Below are 16,178 nucleotides of genomic sequence, written 5' to 3'. Positions count from 1 at the left end.
AATACATCGTTACGCCAGCGAGACATCCTTCAGAAAAGCTTCCACGCGCGGATGCTGGCCATCGCGTAGAGCCTGCGGCGCGTCGTCACAGACCACGCGTCCTTTTTCCATAAAGACAATCCGGTCAGACACCTTGAAGGCGAAGTTCATCTCATGAGTCACGATCACCATGGTGATGCCCTCGCTTGCCAGGGCTTCAATGACCTGAAGCACTTCATTCACTTTTTCGGGATCCAGTGCAGAGGTGGGTTCATCGAACAGCATGATTTGCGGACGCATCATCAAGGCACGTGCGATAGCCACGCGTTGCTGCTGACCGCCGGAGAGCTGATGAGGGTACTTCCACGCATGGTCGAGCATGCCGACTTTAAAAAGCAGCGCAGCAGCCTGCTGTTTTAATACCGCGGCAGGCGCGAGCTTGTGATAGCGAGGCGCCAGCAACAGGTTGTCCATAACGCTGAGATGACTGAACAAATTAAAGCTCTGAAAGACCATCCCGATATTAAGACGATGCTCTGCATGCTCAACGAAGCGTGGCTTGCGTTGCTCTCCCTGCTGACTGAGATGAATAAAGGGTTTTCCGTTAATACGAATTTCACCGTTATCGATCTGCTCCAGACCATTAAGCAGGCGAATCAGCGTAGTTTTTCCTGAACCTGAAGGCCCGATTACGGAAACCACTTCGCCAGGATGGATCTGCAGGTTAACGGCGCCCAGCACTTCAACATTGTTGTAAGCCTTGTGCAGACGCAGGGCCTGCAACGCTGGTCCGCTGGCGTGAAACGCCTGACGGACAGGATTCACCGCTGCGCGTTGTGCGAGTTCGAAAAGATGTGCATCAGGTTTGCCGGACGGTTGGCGTTGTGTCACGTCCAGATAGCGCTCCAGCTGTTTCAGCAGGAAGTCAAAGACGGTAACGATCAGCACGTAATAGAAGGCCACCGCCGCCATGGTTTCCATGACCAGAAAGTTTTGCGAGTAGAGTCGCTGGCCGACCATCAAAATTTCGGTAAGCGAGATAACAGAGACCAGTGACGTCAGCTTCACGATCGCGATGTATTCATTCGCCAGTGCCGGTAAGGCCACACGCAGTGCCTGCGGGATAATGATGCGCCACTGAATGCCTGCATAGCGTAATCCCAGTGCCCGGGCAGCCTCGCTCTGGCCTTTGGGAATCGCCAGCAGCCCGCCACGGTGAATCTCTGCGATATAGGCGCTTTCACACATGGTCAGCGCAATAAATCCTGCCCAGAATGGATCGCTCAGTACCGTCGACGTGGCGGGCAATGCCTGAGGCAGGTTATAAACAAAGATCAGCAGCACCAGCAAAGGCAGGCTGCGAAAGAGCCAGATATAAAACCGGGCCGGCAGCGTCAATAAGGGATGGCGCGACTGCTTGGCCAGCGCCAGGATAAATCCCGCAATAATGCTCGTTCCCCAGGTCAGCAGGCTCAGTTTGATGACAGTCCATGTCGCCAGCCAAAAATTAGCGTCGCTAAACAGACTGAACATATAGTTCCAGTTAAATGTCATGGGCTTGCTCACATTAAACAGAAGGGGTGAATAATTCTGTAATTCACTATGGCGGCAGGACGGGAACGATAGCAATTAGTAATTTGCTGGCTTCTGATTTTAAAAAAACTATCCAACTGTTATATCCCTTTTTAAACGGTGTCTTTTTAACAGGGCCGGGCAATAATTAACGTATTCTTTCCCTGTTTGCGCTTATTTAGGGCAGCACGCTGATCATTGCGACGCAGGGTGAGAGTTATTGGTGCAATTTCTTTTTGATGATTACGTTTCTGCCAGACGTAAAAAAACAGGTGGAATGGCGTTAATACATAAACGGCGTTCAGGTGGAACGGGCAGGTAAGTGGCACAGCATTTGCAGTGCTGCTTAGGCCGGAACGAAGCAAGGTGTCTTGCTGACCATAAAAAACAGAGGTAACGCCATGAGTCGCTTTACACTTAAACAGCTCAGATATTTCGTCGCCGTGGTGGAGACGGAAAGCATTGCGGAAGCCTCGCGTCAGTTGCATATCGCCCAGCCCTCCATTTCCGTTTCCATCAAAAACCTGGAGGACGCCTTCGATCAGCAACTGCTCATCCGCCATCACGCACAGGGTGTTTCGCTGACGCCTGGCGGCCGCCGTTTTTACGAAAAGGCGCAGGAGCTGCTACGTCTGACACACGAGTTTGAGCAAAACTCACGTGCAGATAACACCCTGATTTCAGGCACGATTGCGGTGGGATGTTTTGAATCTGCGGCGCCGCTGTATATGCCCAAACTGATAGCCGGGTTTAAAAAACACTATCCGGATATTACCATTGAACTGTACGACGGCGAGCAGCATGAACTGATGCATGGACTCCATCGCGGACGTTTTGATCTGGCTTTTCTCTACGATCTCGAGCTGGATAACACCATTCAAAAAACCACGTTAAACGCCCCGCATAAACCTTACGCACTCCTGCCGGTAAACCATCCACTGGCACAAAAATCCCTGGTCACGCTGCGTGAGCTGAGTCAGGAACCTATGATTTTGCTGGATGCGGTACCCAGCAGGAATTACTTCATCAATATTTTCAAAAGCAAAGGGTACCACCCGCAGGTAGCCTACAGTTCGCCCTCCATTGAAATGGTGCGTTGCATGGTAGGACAGGGGCTGGGGTTTTCAGTTCTGGTCACACGCCCCTGCACTGATGTGACTTATGACGGTGAAAAGCTGGCGCAGATTGATATTGAAGATGATATGGAAGCCTCGACGTTAATCATGGCCTGGTTAAGTCATAATGAACCGACGCGACCGACAAAACTTTTTATGGACTATTGCCAGAATAGTGCGTTGGGGCCCACCGTGTAAAAAGTGCCGCGCAATTACCGTGCTGTTTGGTAAGAAAAAGAAATGTATTTGCGGTAAATCTCATCGGCTAATTTCGCGCTTTATTCGCTGAGTGGCTTTAATAACCGGGCACGTATCTTCTGCTTATTAATTTCTTATTCAGATATTAGCTTTATAATATTTTACCCATTCATCTGCCTCAAATAGTCTTGGCGCTGGCGCGTGTCAGGAACACGTCATTAAAACGTCGGGCTTGAGGATGATGGAATGACAATATCAGAGCAAGAAACAGATACCCTGGTGATTGGGGCAGGGCAGGCCGGCATCGCCATGAGCGAGCATCTGGGGCGGCTCGGCATTCCGCATTGCGTGCTGGAAAAAAATCGTATTGCCGAAGCGTGGCGGACCCGGCGCTGGGACTCGCTGGTCGCCAACGGCCCGGCCTGGCACGATCGGTTTCCCGGCATGACTTTTCCGGGGCAGGATCCTGACAGCTTTGTGCCTAAAGAACAGATTGCTGACTATTTTGAAGCGTATGTGCAGCAGATCGAGGCGCCTGTCAAAACGGGCGTCGAAGTCATCAGCGTGGTACCGCGTGTCGGGCGCAGCGGGTTCGACGTCTCAACCTCCGCTGGTCCGATCGTTGCCCGGCGCGTAGTCGTCGCCACAGGGCCTTTTCAGAAGCCTGTGATTCCCGCCATTGCGCCCACGGATACACGGTTCACCCAGTTACATTCGGCGGACTACCGTAACCCGCAACAACTGCCTGAAGGTGGTGTGCTGGTTATCGGCGCGGGCTCGTCAGGGGTGCAGATTGCCGATGAGCTTCAGCGTGCAGGAAAAGACGTGTGGCTCTCCGTTGGTCCCCACGATCGTCCGCCTCGCCGCTATCGCAACCGGGACTTTTGCTGGTGGTTAGGAGTCCTTGGCCTGTGGGATGCGGCAGCCAGCCAACCGGGGAAAGAACACGTCACCATCGCGGTCAGCGGCGCGCGCGGCGGGCATACCGTCGACTTTCGCAAACTGGCGGAGCAGGGCATCAACCTGGTCGGATTGACGGAGCGCTTTTCCGGCGAGGTCGTGACCTTTAAGCCCGATCTGGCGCAAAACATTGCCGCAGGCGATGAAAACTATTTATCCCTGCTGGATGCGGCCGATGCCTGGGTTGAACGCCATGGCCTGAATTTACCTGAGGATCCGGCCGCACGCACCTTTCTGCCCGATCCGGAAAGCGTCTCGCATCCTGTGCAGTCGCTCAATCTGGTCCGCGCAGGGATCACGACGCTCATCTGGGCGACAGGCTATGCCACGGATTATACCTGGCTGAAGGTTAACGCCTTTGACGAGAAAAACAGACCTCTCCATCAACGCGGCGTCTCCCCGGAGTCCGGACTCTATTTCCTCGGGCTGCCCTGGCAGTCGCGCCGCGGCTCCTCGTTTATCTGGGGCGTGTGGCATGACGCAAAGTATGTTGCCGACCATATTGCTATCCAGCGCCAATATCAGGATTACCGTGCCGCGTCAGAAAACTGAACCAGGAGACTGCTGTTATGCCAACCCATACTCGTATTCGGATGTTTAACACCAAAGAAACGTACCCTAATCAAACGCTGGACAACGATCTTTGCCAGGCCGTACGTGCAGGTAACACGGTGTACCTGCGCGGCCAGGTCGGCACTGACTTCGACGGTAATCTGATTGGCCTGGGCGATCCGGCCGCGCAGGCGGCGCAGGCGATGAAAAATGTGAAGCAACTGCTGGAAGAGGCGGGGAGCGATCTGTCGCATATTGTTAAAACCACCACATATATTGTCGACCCGCGTTATCGCGAACCGGTCTACCGGGAAGTCGGAAAGTGGCTAAAAGGTGTTTTCCCCGTCTCAACAGGGCTGGTGATTTCGGCTCTGGCACAGCCGCAGTGGCTGATGGAAATTGATGTCATTGCGGTGATTCCGGATGACTGGAAACGTGGAGCAGACCAATGACCTTATCAGTGACGGCACGGTGTGAAGAAACCGGTCAGCTCGGCATCGCTATCAGTTCATCCAGCATTGCGGTAGGCGCGCGCTGTCCCTGGCTCCAGGCCGGCGTGGGTGCCGTATCCAGCCAGAATATTACGTTGCCCTCTCTGGGGCAGCAGATTCTGTTGCATCTGGATCAGGGCAGCGATCTGAACGTGGCGCTAAAGCGGGCGCTGGCTGGCGACAGATTCAGTGATTACCGCCAGGTCGCCGCGATTGATATTCAGGGTAACACGGCGTTTTTCAGTGGCAGCAAGACGCTGGGTATCTGGAGCATGGCCGAAGGAAAAAACTGTATCGCCGCAGGCAATATGCTGGCGAACAAGGGCGTAACGGCATCCATGTGCGCGGCCTTTGAAGCGGCCTCCGGTGAACTGGCCAGTCGGCTACTTGCCGCCCTTCAGGCCGGCGTGGCGGCAGGCGGAGAAGCCGGGCCGTTACATTCTGCTGCGCTCAAACTCGTGGATGATTATCCCTGGCCGCTGGTGGATCTGCGCATCGACTGGACCGGGCACGACCCTGTCGGGCAGTTGACACAACTGTGGCTTGCCTATGAACCTCAGATGGAAGCCTATGTCACGCGCGCGCTGGATCCGCGTGAGGCACCGGCCTATGGTGTGCCCGGCGATGAATGAGACGTTACGGGCGCTTCTGGCCTCCCTGCTGGCCTTTGACACAACCAGTCGGGTGTCAAACCTGGCCCTGATCCAGTTTATTGACGACTACCTGACTGACAGAGGCATAACGACGCAGTGGCTGTATGACGACAGCGGTAAAAAAGCCAATCTGTATGCGCGTCTGGGGCCGGAGGGCGAAGGCGGCGTTATGCTGTCAGGGCATACGGACGTGGTGCCGGTTGAGGGGCAAAACTGGTCCGTGCCGCCTTTCGCCCTGACGGAACGTGACGGACGATATTACGGTCGGGGAAGCGCCGATATGAAAGGCTTTATTGCCTGCGTGCTGGCCATGCTGGATGCGTTTCTTCAGCAGCCTCTGCGCATGCCTTTGCATCTGGCGTTTTCCTGTGACGAAGAGGTGGGGTGCCTGGGCGTGCGCTCGCTGGTGGCGATGCTCAATGCCTCACCGGCAAAACCGGCGATGTGTATTGTGGGTGAGCCGACCGCCATGCAGCCGGTTTACGGACATAAGGGAAAACGGGCGGTGCGCTGTCGGGTGCAGGGCCACGCCTGCCACTCTGCCTATACGCATCAGGGCGTGAATGCGGTTCACTACGCCGCCCGGTTAATTGCGCATCTTTTGCAGCAGGAAGAAGCGTTAAAGCTGCAACGTGACGAACGGTTTGAACCGCCTTACAGCACGCTGCAGATTGGCACGATTCAGGGCGGGACAGCACTGAATATTGTTCCTGAGACCTGCCAGTTTGATATGGAGTGGCGAACGCTGCCCGGTACGGATGCTCAGGCGCTGTATGACAGCGTACGCCACTTCGCCGAAGCAGAACTGGTGCCTGAAATGCAGCGCACTGAACCGTTGTGCAACATTACCTTTCAACCACTGAGCGACTACCCCGGCTTATTGACCGATCCGCAGACCGACTTTGCCCGCTGGCTGGCGCAGTGGAGCGGACATAACGACTTCGCTACGGTCGCCTTTGGCACCGAAGGGGGATTATTTGACGAGATTGGGGTAGCCACGTTGGTCTGCGGGCCGGGAAGCATGGAACAGGGACACAAAGCAGATGAGTTTGTCAGTCTTGAACAGCTTGAACGCTGTATGGCAATGCTACAAAACCTGCGTCAGTGGATGGCGGTAACGTCCACCAATAAAGCCACGCAGGGTGGAGCGCGCCGCGCGGCCAGATGATCGGCAAAAACGTTTGCGGGTGCGGTTTACAACCGGCCGTAAAACGTCAGGCGGGCCGTTTCCGACAGGGCGATGCCGGGCGCGGTATTGTAGGCCAGCACCGCCAGCATGCGCGTGACGTCGCCTTCTGTGGGCGTCACGCGATGCAGTGAATTTCGCCCACGAAACAGTACCAGGTCACCGGCATCCATAGCCAGTTCATCGACGGCGTGCTGTTCATCGAGCACGGCGGCCACGCCCGCGTAATTCATTTCGCCTGCATCAGCATCCCGCAGGTCTTTCACATACTGAAACCGTCCACCGCCCAGCGGTTTCTGCACCAGCAACGTGATGGCAAACGAGGAGTTGTCAAAATGCCATCCCAGCTCTTTACCCTGTGGCGCATAGTGCAGGTTAATCGAAGACAACGGGTCGGCGTAGGGATACAGCGCCTCTTCGTCCAGCACTTCGCATAAGAAAGACTGAAACAGCGCATCGTCATACAGCTGACGCAGCGGGGAATCCGCTGCAATCATATCGTCCGTAATGCACCCTTTGGTGCTGTTTACTTCGCGGTTGCGTGGATGGCTGTCGCTGAAGCCGGCCTCCGTTTTCATCAGGTAAACGTTGTGCTGACTGACAGTGTAATAAGCCCGATCGCGCTGCGCATTGCCTTCTGCGACGATGGCCTGCAGGGCGGCAGGCTGCAAAAAATGCCGCAACACCAGCGCGCCGTGTTGATTAAGTTGCCTGCGACAGTCTTGACGCCAGGCGTGGTCGGTCAGAGGATGTAAGTCAGTACGTACCAGGGCTTTGGGCATCGTCGCGGTCTCATAATGAAGGGATGAATTGTCACACTAGCCTGCCCGGCATCAGCTGAATACCAATAAATCGTTAATACCCTGATAAGGAATGCTTAATGCCCAACCCGTCATCGCGCTTGCCTAAAATCAACGTGATTCAGTCATTTAAAGTGGCTGCGGAAACCGGCAGCCTGACCAGGGCCGCGGCACAGCTGGCCTTAACCCCTGCGGCGGTGAGCCAGCAAATTCGCCAGCTTGAAGATCATCTTGGCTGCGTCCTGTTTTTACGTACGCAACAGGGCGTGATGCTGACGGAGACGGGCAAGCAGTATCTTCGCTATGTCACGGAAGCCTTTGCGGTTCTCCAGCTTGGTCAGCGTAACATAGGACGCACTGAGACCGCCGCACAGCTTACGCTTTACACGCTGCCGGCGCTGGCGTCGAAATGGCTGTTGCCACATCTGTGCCGCTGGCGTGAACGCTGTCCGGATGTCAGTCTTTCCTTACATGGCACGCACGCGGAGGTGGATTTTGCTCAAACGCCAGCCGACTTTGTGATGTGTTTCGGCGAGGAGGCGTATCCCAGACTGAATAAAGCGTATCTGTTTCATGATGAGGTGCTCCCGGTCGCCAGCCCGCGGCTGATCGACGCCTTTTCCCGCGAGGATCTGTTACGGCATGCGCCGCTGATTCATCTCGACTGGGGCAAAGAAGGGCGCTTTTTGCCAGACTGGTCGGGCTGGTTTGAGGCGAAAGGAATGGCTGTGCCAGCAGCTCGTCCAGCCATGACCTTTAACCTGACCTCGCTGGCGATTGATGCCGCCGTGGCCGGCGCTGGTGTGCTGCTGGGACAGCGCCGGATGATCGCCCAGGTGCTGGACCGGGGCGAACTGGTCATTGTAGATGCGCTCGCGTTGCCGCTCAGCAAGCCCTATTATCTGGCCTGGCCGAATCGCACGCTGAACCAGCCTGGCGCAGAGGCAATGATCGCCTGGTTAGGCGAGCTCGCCGCCCTGTAGGGCGGCGTAGGGGTTGCAGTTGAGCGCTTTCGCGACGTGAAGCGTTAGACTCAGGCCTCCCGGCCTTAACATATGACTGCTCCGCCGGGCTTAGCTCATCAGACTGACCTGCGCTGCTACGATGCGCCAGCCCTGCGGAAACTTCACCCAGGTCTGTTGCTGACGGCCAATTTTCTCCGTGCCCGCCCGGGTAAATTCGGTGCTGCACACCGCATACGCGTCACCAAACGTGGTGATCACCGTATTGCGCAGCATGCGGTCCAGCCCCGCTGACGGTCTTGCCGCGCGAAACGCGCGGATTTCATCAATGCCGTACAGGTTCTCGCCAGCGCCTAAGCGCACGGTCCGCGGATCGTGCCAGAACAGCTCATCCAGGACGGCAATGTCGTTGCCCGTCAGCGCCTTTTCATAACGGTAGAACGCGGCGGTAACGGCGTTCAGCACCTCGGGAAGATTAATCGCGTCAGTATTCATTGTGCTCCTGCCCTGCGGGTGGGCGAAAATGTCAGTCCTTGTTGTTCAAGGGCACAGGCTGCGCGTAAGACAGCCTGTTCGTTAAAGGGGGCGCCAATTAACTGTACGCCAATCGGTAAACCGCTCGCCGTCGTCATCGGCACAGTACAGACGGGAAGTCCAAGGAAGGAGATCGGCTGCGTCAGCATGCCCATGCTGGCCTTCGTCGGCAGATTCTGCCCGTTAATGGCAATCGTTTCCTGACCAATTAACGGCGCGCTACATGGCGTGGCAGGGGCGATAAGCACATCGTACTGCGCAAACAGCGGGACGACCTGCTGCTGAAAGTGGCGGCGGAAGCGCTGGGCCTGAACATACCATGCCGCGGGCAGCATCGCACCAGCCAGCAGGCGTTCACGCGAATGGGGCTCAAACAGGTCGGGCTGCTGACGCAGCGCAGGCAGGTAATGATTGCCGCCTTCAGAGGCGGTCATAATAAAGGCGGCCGAGCGCGCTAACTCAGCCTCCGCGATTACCACGTCGTCCTGAGCCTGTAACGCCTGCGCCACCTGTAATTGCGCCGCGCGGGCATCATCATTACACCAGGTCGAAAAGAAGCCGCCCAGTACGGCGCAGCGCAAATCCTGTGCACCATTTTTCAGCTGCGGTAAGGTGGCTGCCAGCGGGCGATCGGCCTGGAAGGCATCCGTGCTGTCGTGCCCTTGCAGCAGATCGTAAACCAGGGCCAGATCGTCCACCCGACGGGCAAAGGGACCGATATGATCCAGACTGGCGACAAACGGATGGCTGCCGCTGCGGGATAAACGGCCAAAAGTCGGTTTCAGGCCAAAAATCCCACACAGGGAAGCCGGAACGCGGATTGAGCCGTTGGTGTCCGTCCCCAGCGAGAAAGGCACCAGCCCCGCTGCCACGGCGGCGGCCGAACCGCCGGATGAGCCGCCCGCAATGCGCGCCAGATCATGCGGGTTGTGCGTCGCCCCGTAGTGGGTATTTTCGGTGGTAAAACCGTAGGCATAGGCATCCATGTTGACCATGCCGGAAAGCAGGGCACCGGCCTGCTGAAGTTGGGTGATGGCAAAGGCATCCCGGGTTGCGGCCGGACGCTGACGAAACAGTCTGGCCCCCGCCAGGGTAGTGTACCCCTGCACGTCAAACAGGTTTTTTACCGCATAGGGAATGCCTGCCAGCGGCGGCAAGTTCTCGCCGCGCAGGCGTTGCTTGTCTATCGCATCCGCTTCCTGCACCATCCGCGTTGCGGTGATATCCGTCCAGGCATTAAGCTGCGGATTCTGTTTCTCAATCGCGGTCAGTGTCTGCTCCGCCACTTCACGGGCGCTGATATCACCGTGCTGAATCGCCTGCTGAAGTGCCTGAATGGAAACCTCGTCTGGTCTCATGCTTTGTACACTCCTGCGACTTCGAGCCGGTCGTCCAGCGGATAAGCCATCAACGGGGCCGCCATATCGGCAATGCGCGTCATCTGTTGTAGCAGGGCGACACGGCGATCTTCGTCCAGTTCCACGTTCAGGATTTGCTCCATTTGGGCAATATAGGCTGCCCAGTCACTCTGATTCATGATTTACTCCTGTCAGAAACCGGCGGCGCTGCCGTTGCTGCGCGGATCGCTTGCGCCTTCAAACATACCGTTGTTGTGACGAACAATGGCACCTGCATGGCCGACGGCCTCACTGTAGGCCGGCAGCGACTCCACGTCATGTCCTAACGCACGTAGCGCCTCCAGGGTGTCGGGCGCGAAGCGACTTTCCAGTTTGAGCGAGTCCGACAGCTGGCCCCAGGTCCGCCCCAGCAGCCAGCGAGGTGCGCTAACGGCCTGCTGCAGCGGCAGGCGCTGAATAACATGGCGGGTAAAAATGGCTGCCTGAGTTTGCGGCTGGCCATCGCCGCCCATGGAGCCGTATACCATGGTGCGACCATCCTTCAGGCGTGCGGCGGCAGGATTCAGCGTATGGAAGGGTTGTTTACCGGGCGCCAGCGCCAGCATATGGTCGGGATCGAGGCTAAAAGCCGCGCCCCGGTTTTGCCAGACAAGTCCGGTGCCGGGCACCACTACACCGCTGCCAAACTCATGATAAATACTTTGGATAAAGGAAACGGAAAGCCCGCTGCTGTCCATCACGCCCATCCAGACGGTATCGCCAGGCCCGCGACCGGTTCCCCAGGGCGCAGCGCGATCATCCTGAATCTGGCTGGCGAGGGTGGCGAGGGTTTCGCCGTCAAGCAGTGCCTGCAGATCCTCAACCACATGGCGGGGATCGGTAATATGCTGATCCCGAAGGGCAAACGCTTTTTTGGTGGCTTCGACGATACGGTGGATCGTCTGCACCTCATCTGCGTTCGCCATGTCCAGATGATCCGTGATGCCCAGTATGGCCAGCGACACCATACCTTGTGTCGGTGGCGTGATATTCCAGATATCGCCTTCGCTGTGGCGAATATGGAGCGGCGTGACGCGGCGAGCCCGTTGCTGCTGTAAATCCGCCAGGGTGATGGGAATGCCCAGATTGACCATTTCTTCCGCAAGGTGCTGTGCCAGCGTGCCGCGATAAAAACTGTCCAGACCTTCTTCGCTCAGCAGGCTCAATGTACGGGCTAAATCAGGCTGGGTGAAACGGCTGCCTTCCGCTGGCACATCGCCGTCCGGTAAAAACGTGGCGGCAAAGCCAGGCAGATGCTGTAGCTCGTCGCGCTTCGTCCGCGTCGCCGCGGCTTGTGAGGCGGTGACGGGAATGCCATCGGCAGCATAGCGAACAGCATCGCGGAGTAAGCGCGGTAAAGGCAGGGTGGTTCCCCCCAGTTCTGCGGACAGGTCCAGTGCCGCCTGCCAGCCGCTCACCGTGCCCGCCACCGTCAGGGCCGCTTTAGGCCCACGATGAGGGATATGGGTTTCCCCCTTATAGAAGTCAAAATTCGCCAGCGAACCCGCTCTGCCACTGCCATCAATGCCAACCGGATCGCCTTTGCCTGGCATGATCAGCCAGAATCCGTCACCGCCCAGCCCATTCATGTGCGGATAGACCACCGCAATCGTCGCCGCGGCGGCCACCATGGCCTCAATCGCGTTCCCCCCTTCCCGCAGTACCGCCAGCGCACTTTCACTGGCCAGATGATGCGGCGTCACGGCCATGCCTAACGGGGCCAAATTGCTCTGAATCATGCTCTTCTCATTCTGTTTTTCAGGGTACAAAGCAAAAGGTTAAGCAAGAGCCGTTCCAGTTTTTAAGAAGACAACGTCTCTGGACAGGTTTATCTGGCCCAAATTATGCTAGCTTCTGTGGCAATCCCGCGATTGAAACAAAAGTTACAGGACCTGAATGAAACAGCTTGATGAGCGACTCAGAACGCATTACCCCCAGCTTTCGCCGCAGGAGCAGCGTATAGCCGACTTTATTTTTGACCACTTTGATGACCTGATTAGCTATAACAGTGCCGAGCTGGCACGCCTGAGCGGTGTCTCAAAAGCCACGGTGAGCCGACTGTTTAAGCGCCTGGGCTATGACAAATATAAAGACATGCGCGATGAGCTCCGTACCCTGCGCCAGAGCGGTATGCCGTTAACGGATAACCGGGATGCGGTGCAGGGAAATACCCTGCTGTCGCGGCATTACAAGCAGGAAATGGCCAATCTGACACAATGGGTTAACAGCATTGATCCCCAGCAATTCGCCGATGTGATCGCCCAGCTGGCGCAGGCAAAACGTATCTATATTGTTGGCATGCGTAATGCCTATCCGGTGGCGCTGCATCTGCGTCAGCAGCTCATTCAGACGCGTGCTCAGGTGCATATTCTGCCCCAGCCGGGCCAGACGCTGGCAGAGGATTTGGTGGACATCACGCCGGAGGACATGGTGGTCGTGATTGCGTTTCGCCGCCGCACCCGCATTATTCAGCCGTTAATGCAGCAGCTGCAAAGCGCAAGGATTCCGGTACTGGCGCTGTGTGAGCCCCAGGCGCAGAACGTGATTTCACTGGCGCGCTGGCAGTTTTGCGCCCCGCTGGACAGCGTCTCCGCCTTCGACAGCTACGCCTCGGCCATGAGCCTGGTGAACCTGCTCGCCAACGCCCTGCTGCATGAATTACTGGCGCTGGGGCGGCCGCGTATTCATCAGATTGCCGATCTTTATCAGCACCTTGATGAGCTGGAGCACCGTTAGCAGGCACCATTTTGGTGCTTTGCCCCTTTTTGGACCGTCTCCCGGGGTGACTCGGGAATCGTATCGAGCTTAGTAAAAGCCGCCATTTCAGCGTTAATCCGCATTTATCTCCCTCCCGTTGCGTTGGCACATTAGTTGCAGAATGCCAATCATAAGAATCTTTTGTTTCACATAATCTCACCGGGGTGCATAATGAAAAAAGTATTAATGGCCGTTGTCGCGGCAGCCGTACTGATGGCACAGGCTGGCAGCGTGCTGGCGGATCAACTGCAGGACATCCAGAAACGCGGCGTACTGCGGGTGGCAGTGCCGCAGGATTTCCCACCGTTTGGCTCCGTAGGAACCGATCTGCAACCGCAGGGCTATGACATCGACATGGCAAAGTATCTGGCCAAACAGATGAAACTTAAGTTGCAACTGGTGCCGGTCAGCAGTGCCAACCGTGTGCCTTATCTGCAGACGGACAAGGTGGATCTGGTGATCTCCAGCATGGGGAAAAATCCTGAGCGTGAAAAGGTAATTGATTTCAGCCGGGCTTACGCGCCGTTCTTTCTGGGCGTTTTTGGACCTAAAGGCGATCATCTGAAAGATCCCGCGGCGCTGAGCGGCAAGTCGGTGGGTGTCACCCGTGGTGCGGTGGAAGATATGGTGCTGAGCGAGGTGGCACCGAAAGACGCGCAGGTGAAACGTTATGAAGATAACAACACCACGTTATCAGCCTATCTCTCCGGACAGGTGCAGTATGTCGCTACCGGCAACCTGGTCGTCGCAGCCATTACGCGTCAGAACCCGGCTAAAGCCCCTGTTGCGCAGTTCATGCTGAAAGACTCGCCGTGCTATATCGGACTGAAAAAAGACGAGCCGGCACTGAAAGAGAAAGTGAATGCGCTGATCGACCAGGGCATTAAAGACGGCACGCTGAACAAAATGTCCGAAGAGTGGCTGAAAGCGCCGCTGCCAGCCAACCTGGGCGCATAAGGACGGGGCAATGACCGGGCAACTTAATTTCCCTGCATTGTTGCCGTACTGGCCGGAGTTGCTCTCCGGCCTGTGGGTAACGATCCAGTTAACGGTGCTGGCGACGGTCGGCGGCGTCAGTATCGGCATTATCGGCGCGGCGCTGCGCAGCGGTAAACCCAGTTGGTTAAGCCGCCTGTGGGGCATCTATGTCGAACTGATTCGTAATACGCCGTTTGTGGTGCAGCTGTTCTTTATTGTGTTCGGTTTACCCAACCTGGGGCTGAAACTCACCGCAGGGGAAGCCGCACTGCTGGCGATGCTGGTTAATCTGGGTGCCTACAGCACGGAAATTATCCGGGCGGGCATTCAGGTCACGCCAAAAGGGCAGTGGGAAGCCGGTCGGGTGCTGGGATTAACGCGCAGCCAGACCTTTCTGCGCGTGGTGTTGCCACCGTCGCTGCAACGGATTTATCCGGCGCTGGTGAGTCAGTGCATCATTGTGATGCTGGGATCGTCGGTCGTCTCGCAGGTCTCCTACGAGGAGCTGACCTTTGCCGCCAACCTGATTCAGTCACGCACGTTTTTGAGTTTCGAAGTCTACTCGGTGACCACGTTGATCTACCTGGCGTTGTCGATAGTAATGCGTCAGCTGCTGCTGGCGATTGGCCGCAAGTGGCTGGGGGTGCAGGCATGATGACAACCTTTACCGACTGGGACATCGTGCGCAACCTGCTGCTGGCCGCGCGCTGGACGATTGCCCTGTCGCTGGTGGCCTTTTTAGGCGGTACGCTCGTGACGTTACCTCTGCTGTTTTTACGTCTGTTAAAGCGTAAATGGCTGACGCGAATCATTCGCGCGTACACCGAGCTGTTCCAGGGCACACCGCTGCTGATGCAGCTGTTTCTGGCTTTCTTTGGCGTCGGGCTGTTTGGCATCGACGTTGCGCCCTGGACCGCTGCGTCGCTGGCGCTGACCTTTTATACCAGCGCCTATTTGCTGGATATCTGGCACGGCAGTATTCAGGCGCTGCCAAAAGGGCAGTGGGAAGCGTCACGCTGCCTCGGCCTGAACTTTGGTCAGACGCTCACGCGGGTGATTGCGCCTCAGGCGATTCGCATTGCGATTGCCCCGACAGTGGGGTTTGCCGTGCAGGTGATTAAAGGCACCGCGCTGGCCTCCATTATCGGATTTGTCGAGCTGACCAAAGCCGGCACCATTTTGAATAACGTGACCTACCAGCCGTTTAAAGTCTTTGGGCTGGTGGCACTGGGCTACTTCCTGATGTGTTATCCGCTGTCGCGTTACAGCCAGTATCTGGAGAAAAAATTCAATGCCGCTCATCACCATTAATCAGGTCCAGAAGTATTACGGCACCAACCATGTTTTGAAGGGCGTGGATCTGGATATCGATATGGGAGAAGTGATCTCGATTATCGGTCGCAGCGGTTCCGGCAAAAGTACACTGTTGCGCTGCATGAACGGGCTGGAAGGCTATCAGGATGGCAGCATTAAACTCGGCGGCATGACCATCACCGACCGCGACTCACAGGCGCGCGAAATCAGCCGCTCCGTAGGGATGGTATTTCAGAACTTCAACCTGTTCCCACATATGACGGCGCTGGAAAACGTCATGCTGGCACCGCGTCGGGTTCTGAAAAAAAGTCAGGCCGAGTGCCGCGAACTGGCAGCCCGTATGCTGGAAAAAGTGGGGCTGGGCGAGCGGCTGGATTATTACCCGTCCAGCCTGTCAGGCGGACAGCAACAGCGCGTAGCCATTGCCCGCGCACTGGCCATGGAACCCCGGGTATTACTGTGTGATGAGATCACCTCAGCCCTGGACCCGGAGCTGGTCGGCGAAGTGCTGAAAGTGCTGGAGCAACTTGCCGCCGAAGGCATGACGTTAATTCTCGTCACCCATGAAATGAACTTCGCCCGCGATGTGGGCGATCGTGTGGTCTTTATGCATCAGGGGCGCGTCTGGGAACAGGGGGACAGCAAAACACTGTTTGCCCATCCGCAGACGGCGGAGCTAAAGCAGTTTATTTCCTCTGTGCGTCTGTGAGTGCTTAACAAGGAATTCACT

17 protein-coding genes are annotated in these 16,178 nt (G+C 56.7%); 11 read left to right on the top strand and 6 right to left on the bottom strand.

The annotated features are described in order from the left end of the window. Nucleotides 1–9: 9 nt before the first annotated feature. Complete coding sequence (locus GC090_RS16275; RefSeq protein ID WP_033738506.1) at nt 10–1,533, bottom strand: amino acid ABC transporter permease/ATP-binding protein; 1,524 nt, start codon at nt 1,531–1,533, stop codon at nt 10–12. A gap of 419 nt (nt 1,534–1,952) precedes the next feature. On the opposite strand from GC090_RS16275, the gene GC090_RS16270 reads away from it, so the two are divergent. The 5 genes from GC090_RS16270 to argE all read left to right on the top strand — a co-directional run bounded on the left by GC090_RS16270 (nt 1,953) and on the right by argE (nt 6,688). Then, a complete protein-coding gene (locus GC090_RS16270; RefSeq protein ID WP_033738508.1) occupies nt 1,953–2,864 on the top strand; it encodes a LysR substrate-binding domain-containing protein in 912 nt (303 codons plus the stop codon). A 246-nt stretch (nt 2,865–3,110) separates the two neighbouring features. Further along, complete coding sequence (locus tag GC090_RS16265; RefSeq protein ID WP_324020413.1) at nt 3,111–4,376, top strand: flavin-containing monooxygenase; 1,266 nt, start codon at nt 3,111–3,113, stop codon at nt 4,374–4,376. Between the two features lie 17 nt (nt 4,377–4,393). Further along, nucleotides 4,394–4,828, top strand: a complete 435-nt coding sequence (locus GC090_RS16260; protein ID WP_033738510.1) for a RidA family protein — start codon at nt 4,394–4,396, stop codon at nt 4,826–4,828. After that, a complete protein-coding gene (locus GC090_RS16255; RefSeq protein WP_162286961.1) occupies nt 4,825–5,499 on the top strand; it encodes a DUF1028 domain-containing protein in 675 nt (224 codons plus the stop codon). Before GC090_RS16260 ends, GC090_RS16255 begins: the two co-directional genes overlap by 4 nt. Further along, nucleotides 5,477–6,688 (top strand): acetylornithine deacetylase, encoded by a 1,212-nt coding sequence (argE, locus tag GC090_RS16250; RefSeq protein ID WP_324020410.1) that lies wholly within the window; start codon nt 5,477–5,479, stop codon nt 6,686–6,688. The genes GC090_RS16255 and argE overlap by 23 nt, the downstream gene beginning before the upstream one ends. 26 nt (nt 6,689–6,714) lie before the next feature. Here argE and GC090_RS16245 read toward each other — a convergent pair whose 3' ends face one another. After that, nucleotides 6,715–7,488: a HalD/BesD family halogenase gene (locus tag GC090_RS16245; protein ID WP_205951306.1), complete on the bottom strand. Its 774-nt coding sequence runs from the start codon at nt 7,486–7,488 to the stop codon at nt 6,715–6,717. Nucleotides 7,489–7,586: 98 nt separating this feature from the next. On the opposite strand from GC090_RS16245, the gene GC090_RS16240 reads away from it, so the two are divergent. After that, on the top strand, nt 7,587–8,489 hold the full coding sequence (locus GC090_RS16240; RefSeq protein ID WP_324020408.1) for a LysR substrate-binding domain-containing protein: 903 nt from the start codon (nt 7,587–7,589) through the stop codon (nt 8,487–8,489). A gap of 90 nt (nt 8,490–8,579) precedes the next feature. Here the strand turns inward: GC090_RS16240 and hpxZ are convergent, their stop codons facing one another. From hpxZ to GC090_RS16220, 4 genes are read right to left on the bottom strand one after another with little or no spacing between them, the layout of a single operon-like run. Beyond that, a complete protein-coding gene (gene hpxZ / locus GC090_RS16235; RefSeq protein ID WP_058702735.1) occupies nt 8,580–8,963 on the bottom strand; it encodes an oxalurate catabolism protein HpxZ in 384 nt (127 codons plus the stop codon). Continuing rightward, on the bottom strand, nt 8,960–10,360 hold the full coding sequence (locus GC090_RS16230) for an AtzE family amidohydrolase (protein ID WP_058702736.1): 1,401 nt from the start codon (nt 10,358–10,360) through the stop codon (nt 8,960–8,962). The genes hpxZ and GC090_RS16230 overlap by 4 nt, the downstream gene beginning before the upstream one ends. Further along, nucleotides 10,357–10,539 carry an oxalurate catabolism protein HpxX gene (gene hpxX, locus GC090_RS16225; RefSeq protein ID WP_033738521.1) on the bottom strand — a complete coding sequence of 61 codons (183 nt, stop codon included), beginning with the start codon at nt 10,537–10,539 and terminating at the stop codon, nt 10,357–10,359. Before hpxX ends, GC090_RS16230 begins: the two co-directional genes overlap by 4 nt. Nucleotides 10,540–10,551: 12 nt before the next feature. After that, a complete protein-coding gene (locus GC090_RS16220; protein ID WP_006118024.1) occupies nt 10,552–12,138 on the bottom strand; it encodes a gamma-glutamyltransferase family protein in 1,587 nt (528 codons plus the stop codon). Nucleotides 12,139–12,295: 157 nt separating this feature from the next. Here GC090_RS16220 and hpxU point away from each other — a divergent pair, with 157 nt between their 5' ends. From hpxU to GC090_RS16195, 5 genes are all read left to right on the top strand, one after another. After that, nucleotides 12,296–13,135: a MurR/RpiR family transcriptional regulator HpxU gene (gene hpxU, locus GC090_RS16215; protein WP_324020405.1), complete on the top strand. Its 840-nt coding sequence runs from the start codon at nt 12,296–12,298 to the stop codon at nt 13,133–13,135. Nucleotides 13,136–13,327: 192 nt separating this feature from the next. Further along, entirely contained in the window at nt 13,328–14,113 is a 786-nt protein-coding gene (locus GC090_RS16210; protein ID WP_006118026.1) for a transporter substrate-binding domain-containing protein, read from the top strand. Between the two features lie 10 nt (nt 14,114–14,123). Then, nucleotides 14,124–14,789, top strand: a complete 666-nt coding sequence (locus tag GC090_RS16205; RefSeq protein ID WP_006118027.1) for an amino acid ABC transporter permease — start codon at nt 14,124–14,126, stop codon at nt 14,787–14,789. Continuing rightward, nucleotides 14,789–15,445, top strand: a complete 657-nt coding sequence (locus GC090_RS16200) for an amino acid ABC transporter permease (protein WP_033738775.1) — start codon at nt 14,789–14,791, stop codon at nt 15,443–15,445. Before GC090_RS16205 ends, GC090_RS16200 begins: the two co-directional genes overlap by 1 nt. Further along, complete coding sequence (locus GC090_RS16195) at nt 15,426–16,157, top strand: amino acid ABC transporter ATP-binding protein (protein ID WP_006118029.1); 732 nt, start codon at nt 15,426–15,428, stop codon at nt 16,155–16,157. Before GC090_RS16200 ends, GC090_RS16195 begins: the two co-directional genes overlap by 20 nt. The last annotated feature ends 21 nt before the right edge of the window (nt 16,158–16,178 follow it).

The sequence above is a fragment of the Pantoea sp. JZ29 genome, from assembly GCF_035190385.1.
In the GTDB taxonomy this organism is placed as follows: Bacteria; Pseudomonadota; Gammaproteobacteria; order Enterobacterales; family Enterobacteriaceae; genus Pantoea; species Pantoea stewartii.
This window is presented reverse-complemented; position numbering and strand designations above follow the sequence as displayed.

Excerpts from the sequence above, each read along its gene's own strand:
- GC090_RS16275 (WP_033738506.1), bottom strand. The coding sequence starts at position 1,533 with ATGACATTTAACTGGAACTATATGTTCAGTCTGTTTAGCGACGCTAAT.
- GC090_RS16270 (WP_033738508.1), top strand. The coding sequence starts at position 1,953 with ATGAGTCGCTTTACACTTAAACAGCTCAGATATTTCGTCGCCGTGGTG.
- GC090_RS16265 (WP_324020413.1), top strand. The coding sequence starts at position 3,111 with ATGACAATATCAGAGCAAGAAACAGATACCCTGGTGATTGGGGCAGGG.
- GC090_RS16260 (WP_033738510.1), top strand. The coding sequence starts at position 4,394 with ATGCCAACCCATACTCGTATTCGGATGTTTAACACCAAAGAAACGTAC.
- GC090_RS16255 (WP_162286961.1), top strand. The coding sequence starts at position 4,825 with ATGACCTTATCAGTGACGGCACGGTGTGAAGAAACCGGTCAGCTCGGC.
- argE (WP_324020410.1), top strand. The coding sequence starts at position 5,477 with ATGGTGTGCCCGGCGATGAATGAGACGTTACGGGCGCTTCTGGCCTCC.
- GC090_RS16245 (WP_205951306.1), bottom strand. The coding sequence starts at position 7,488 with ATGCCCAAAGCCCTGGTACGTACTGACTTACATCCTCTGACCGACCAC.
- GC090_RS16240 (WP_324020408.1), top strand. The coding sequence starts at position 7,587 with ATGCCCAACCCGTCATCGCGCTTGCCTAAAATCAACGTGATTCAGTCA.
- hpxZ (WP_058702735.1), bottom strand. The coding sequence starts at position 8,963 with ATGAATACTGACGCGATTAATCTTCCCGAGGTGCTGAACGCCGTTACC.
- GC090_RS16230 (WP_058702736.1), bottom strand. The coding sequence starts at position 10,360 with ATGAGACCAGACGAGGTTTCCATTCAGGCACTTCAGCAGGCGATTCAG.
- hpxX (WP_033738521.1), bottom strand. The coding sequence starts at position 10,539 with ATGAATCAGAGTGACTGGGCAGCCTATATTGCCCAAATGGAGCAAATC.
- GC090_RS16220 (WP_006118024.1), bottom strand. The coding sequence starts at position 12,138 with ATGATTCAGAGCAATTTGGCCCCGTTAGGCATGGCCGTGACGCCGCAT.
- hpxU (WP_324020405.1), top strand. The coding sequence starts at position 12,296 with ATGAAACAGCTTGATGAGCGACTCAGAACGCATTACCCCCAGCTTTCG.
- GC090_RS16210 (WP_006118026.1), top strand. The coding sequence starts at position 13,328 with ATGAAAAAAGTATTAATGGCCGTTGTCGCGGCAGCCGTACTGATGGCA.
- GC090_RS16205 (WP_006118027.1), top strand. The coding sequence starts at position 14,124 with ATGACCGGGCAACTTAATTTCCCTGCATTGTTGCCGTACTGGCCGGAG.
- GC090_RS16200 (WP_033738775.1), top strand. The coding sequence starts at position 14,789 with ATGACAACCTTTACCGACTGGGACATCGTGCGCAACCTGCTGCTGGCC.
- GC090_RS16195 (WP_006118029.1), top strand. The coding sequence starts at position 15,426 with ATGCCGCTCATCACCATTAATCAGGTCCAGAAGTATTACGGCACCAAC.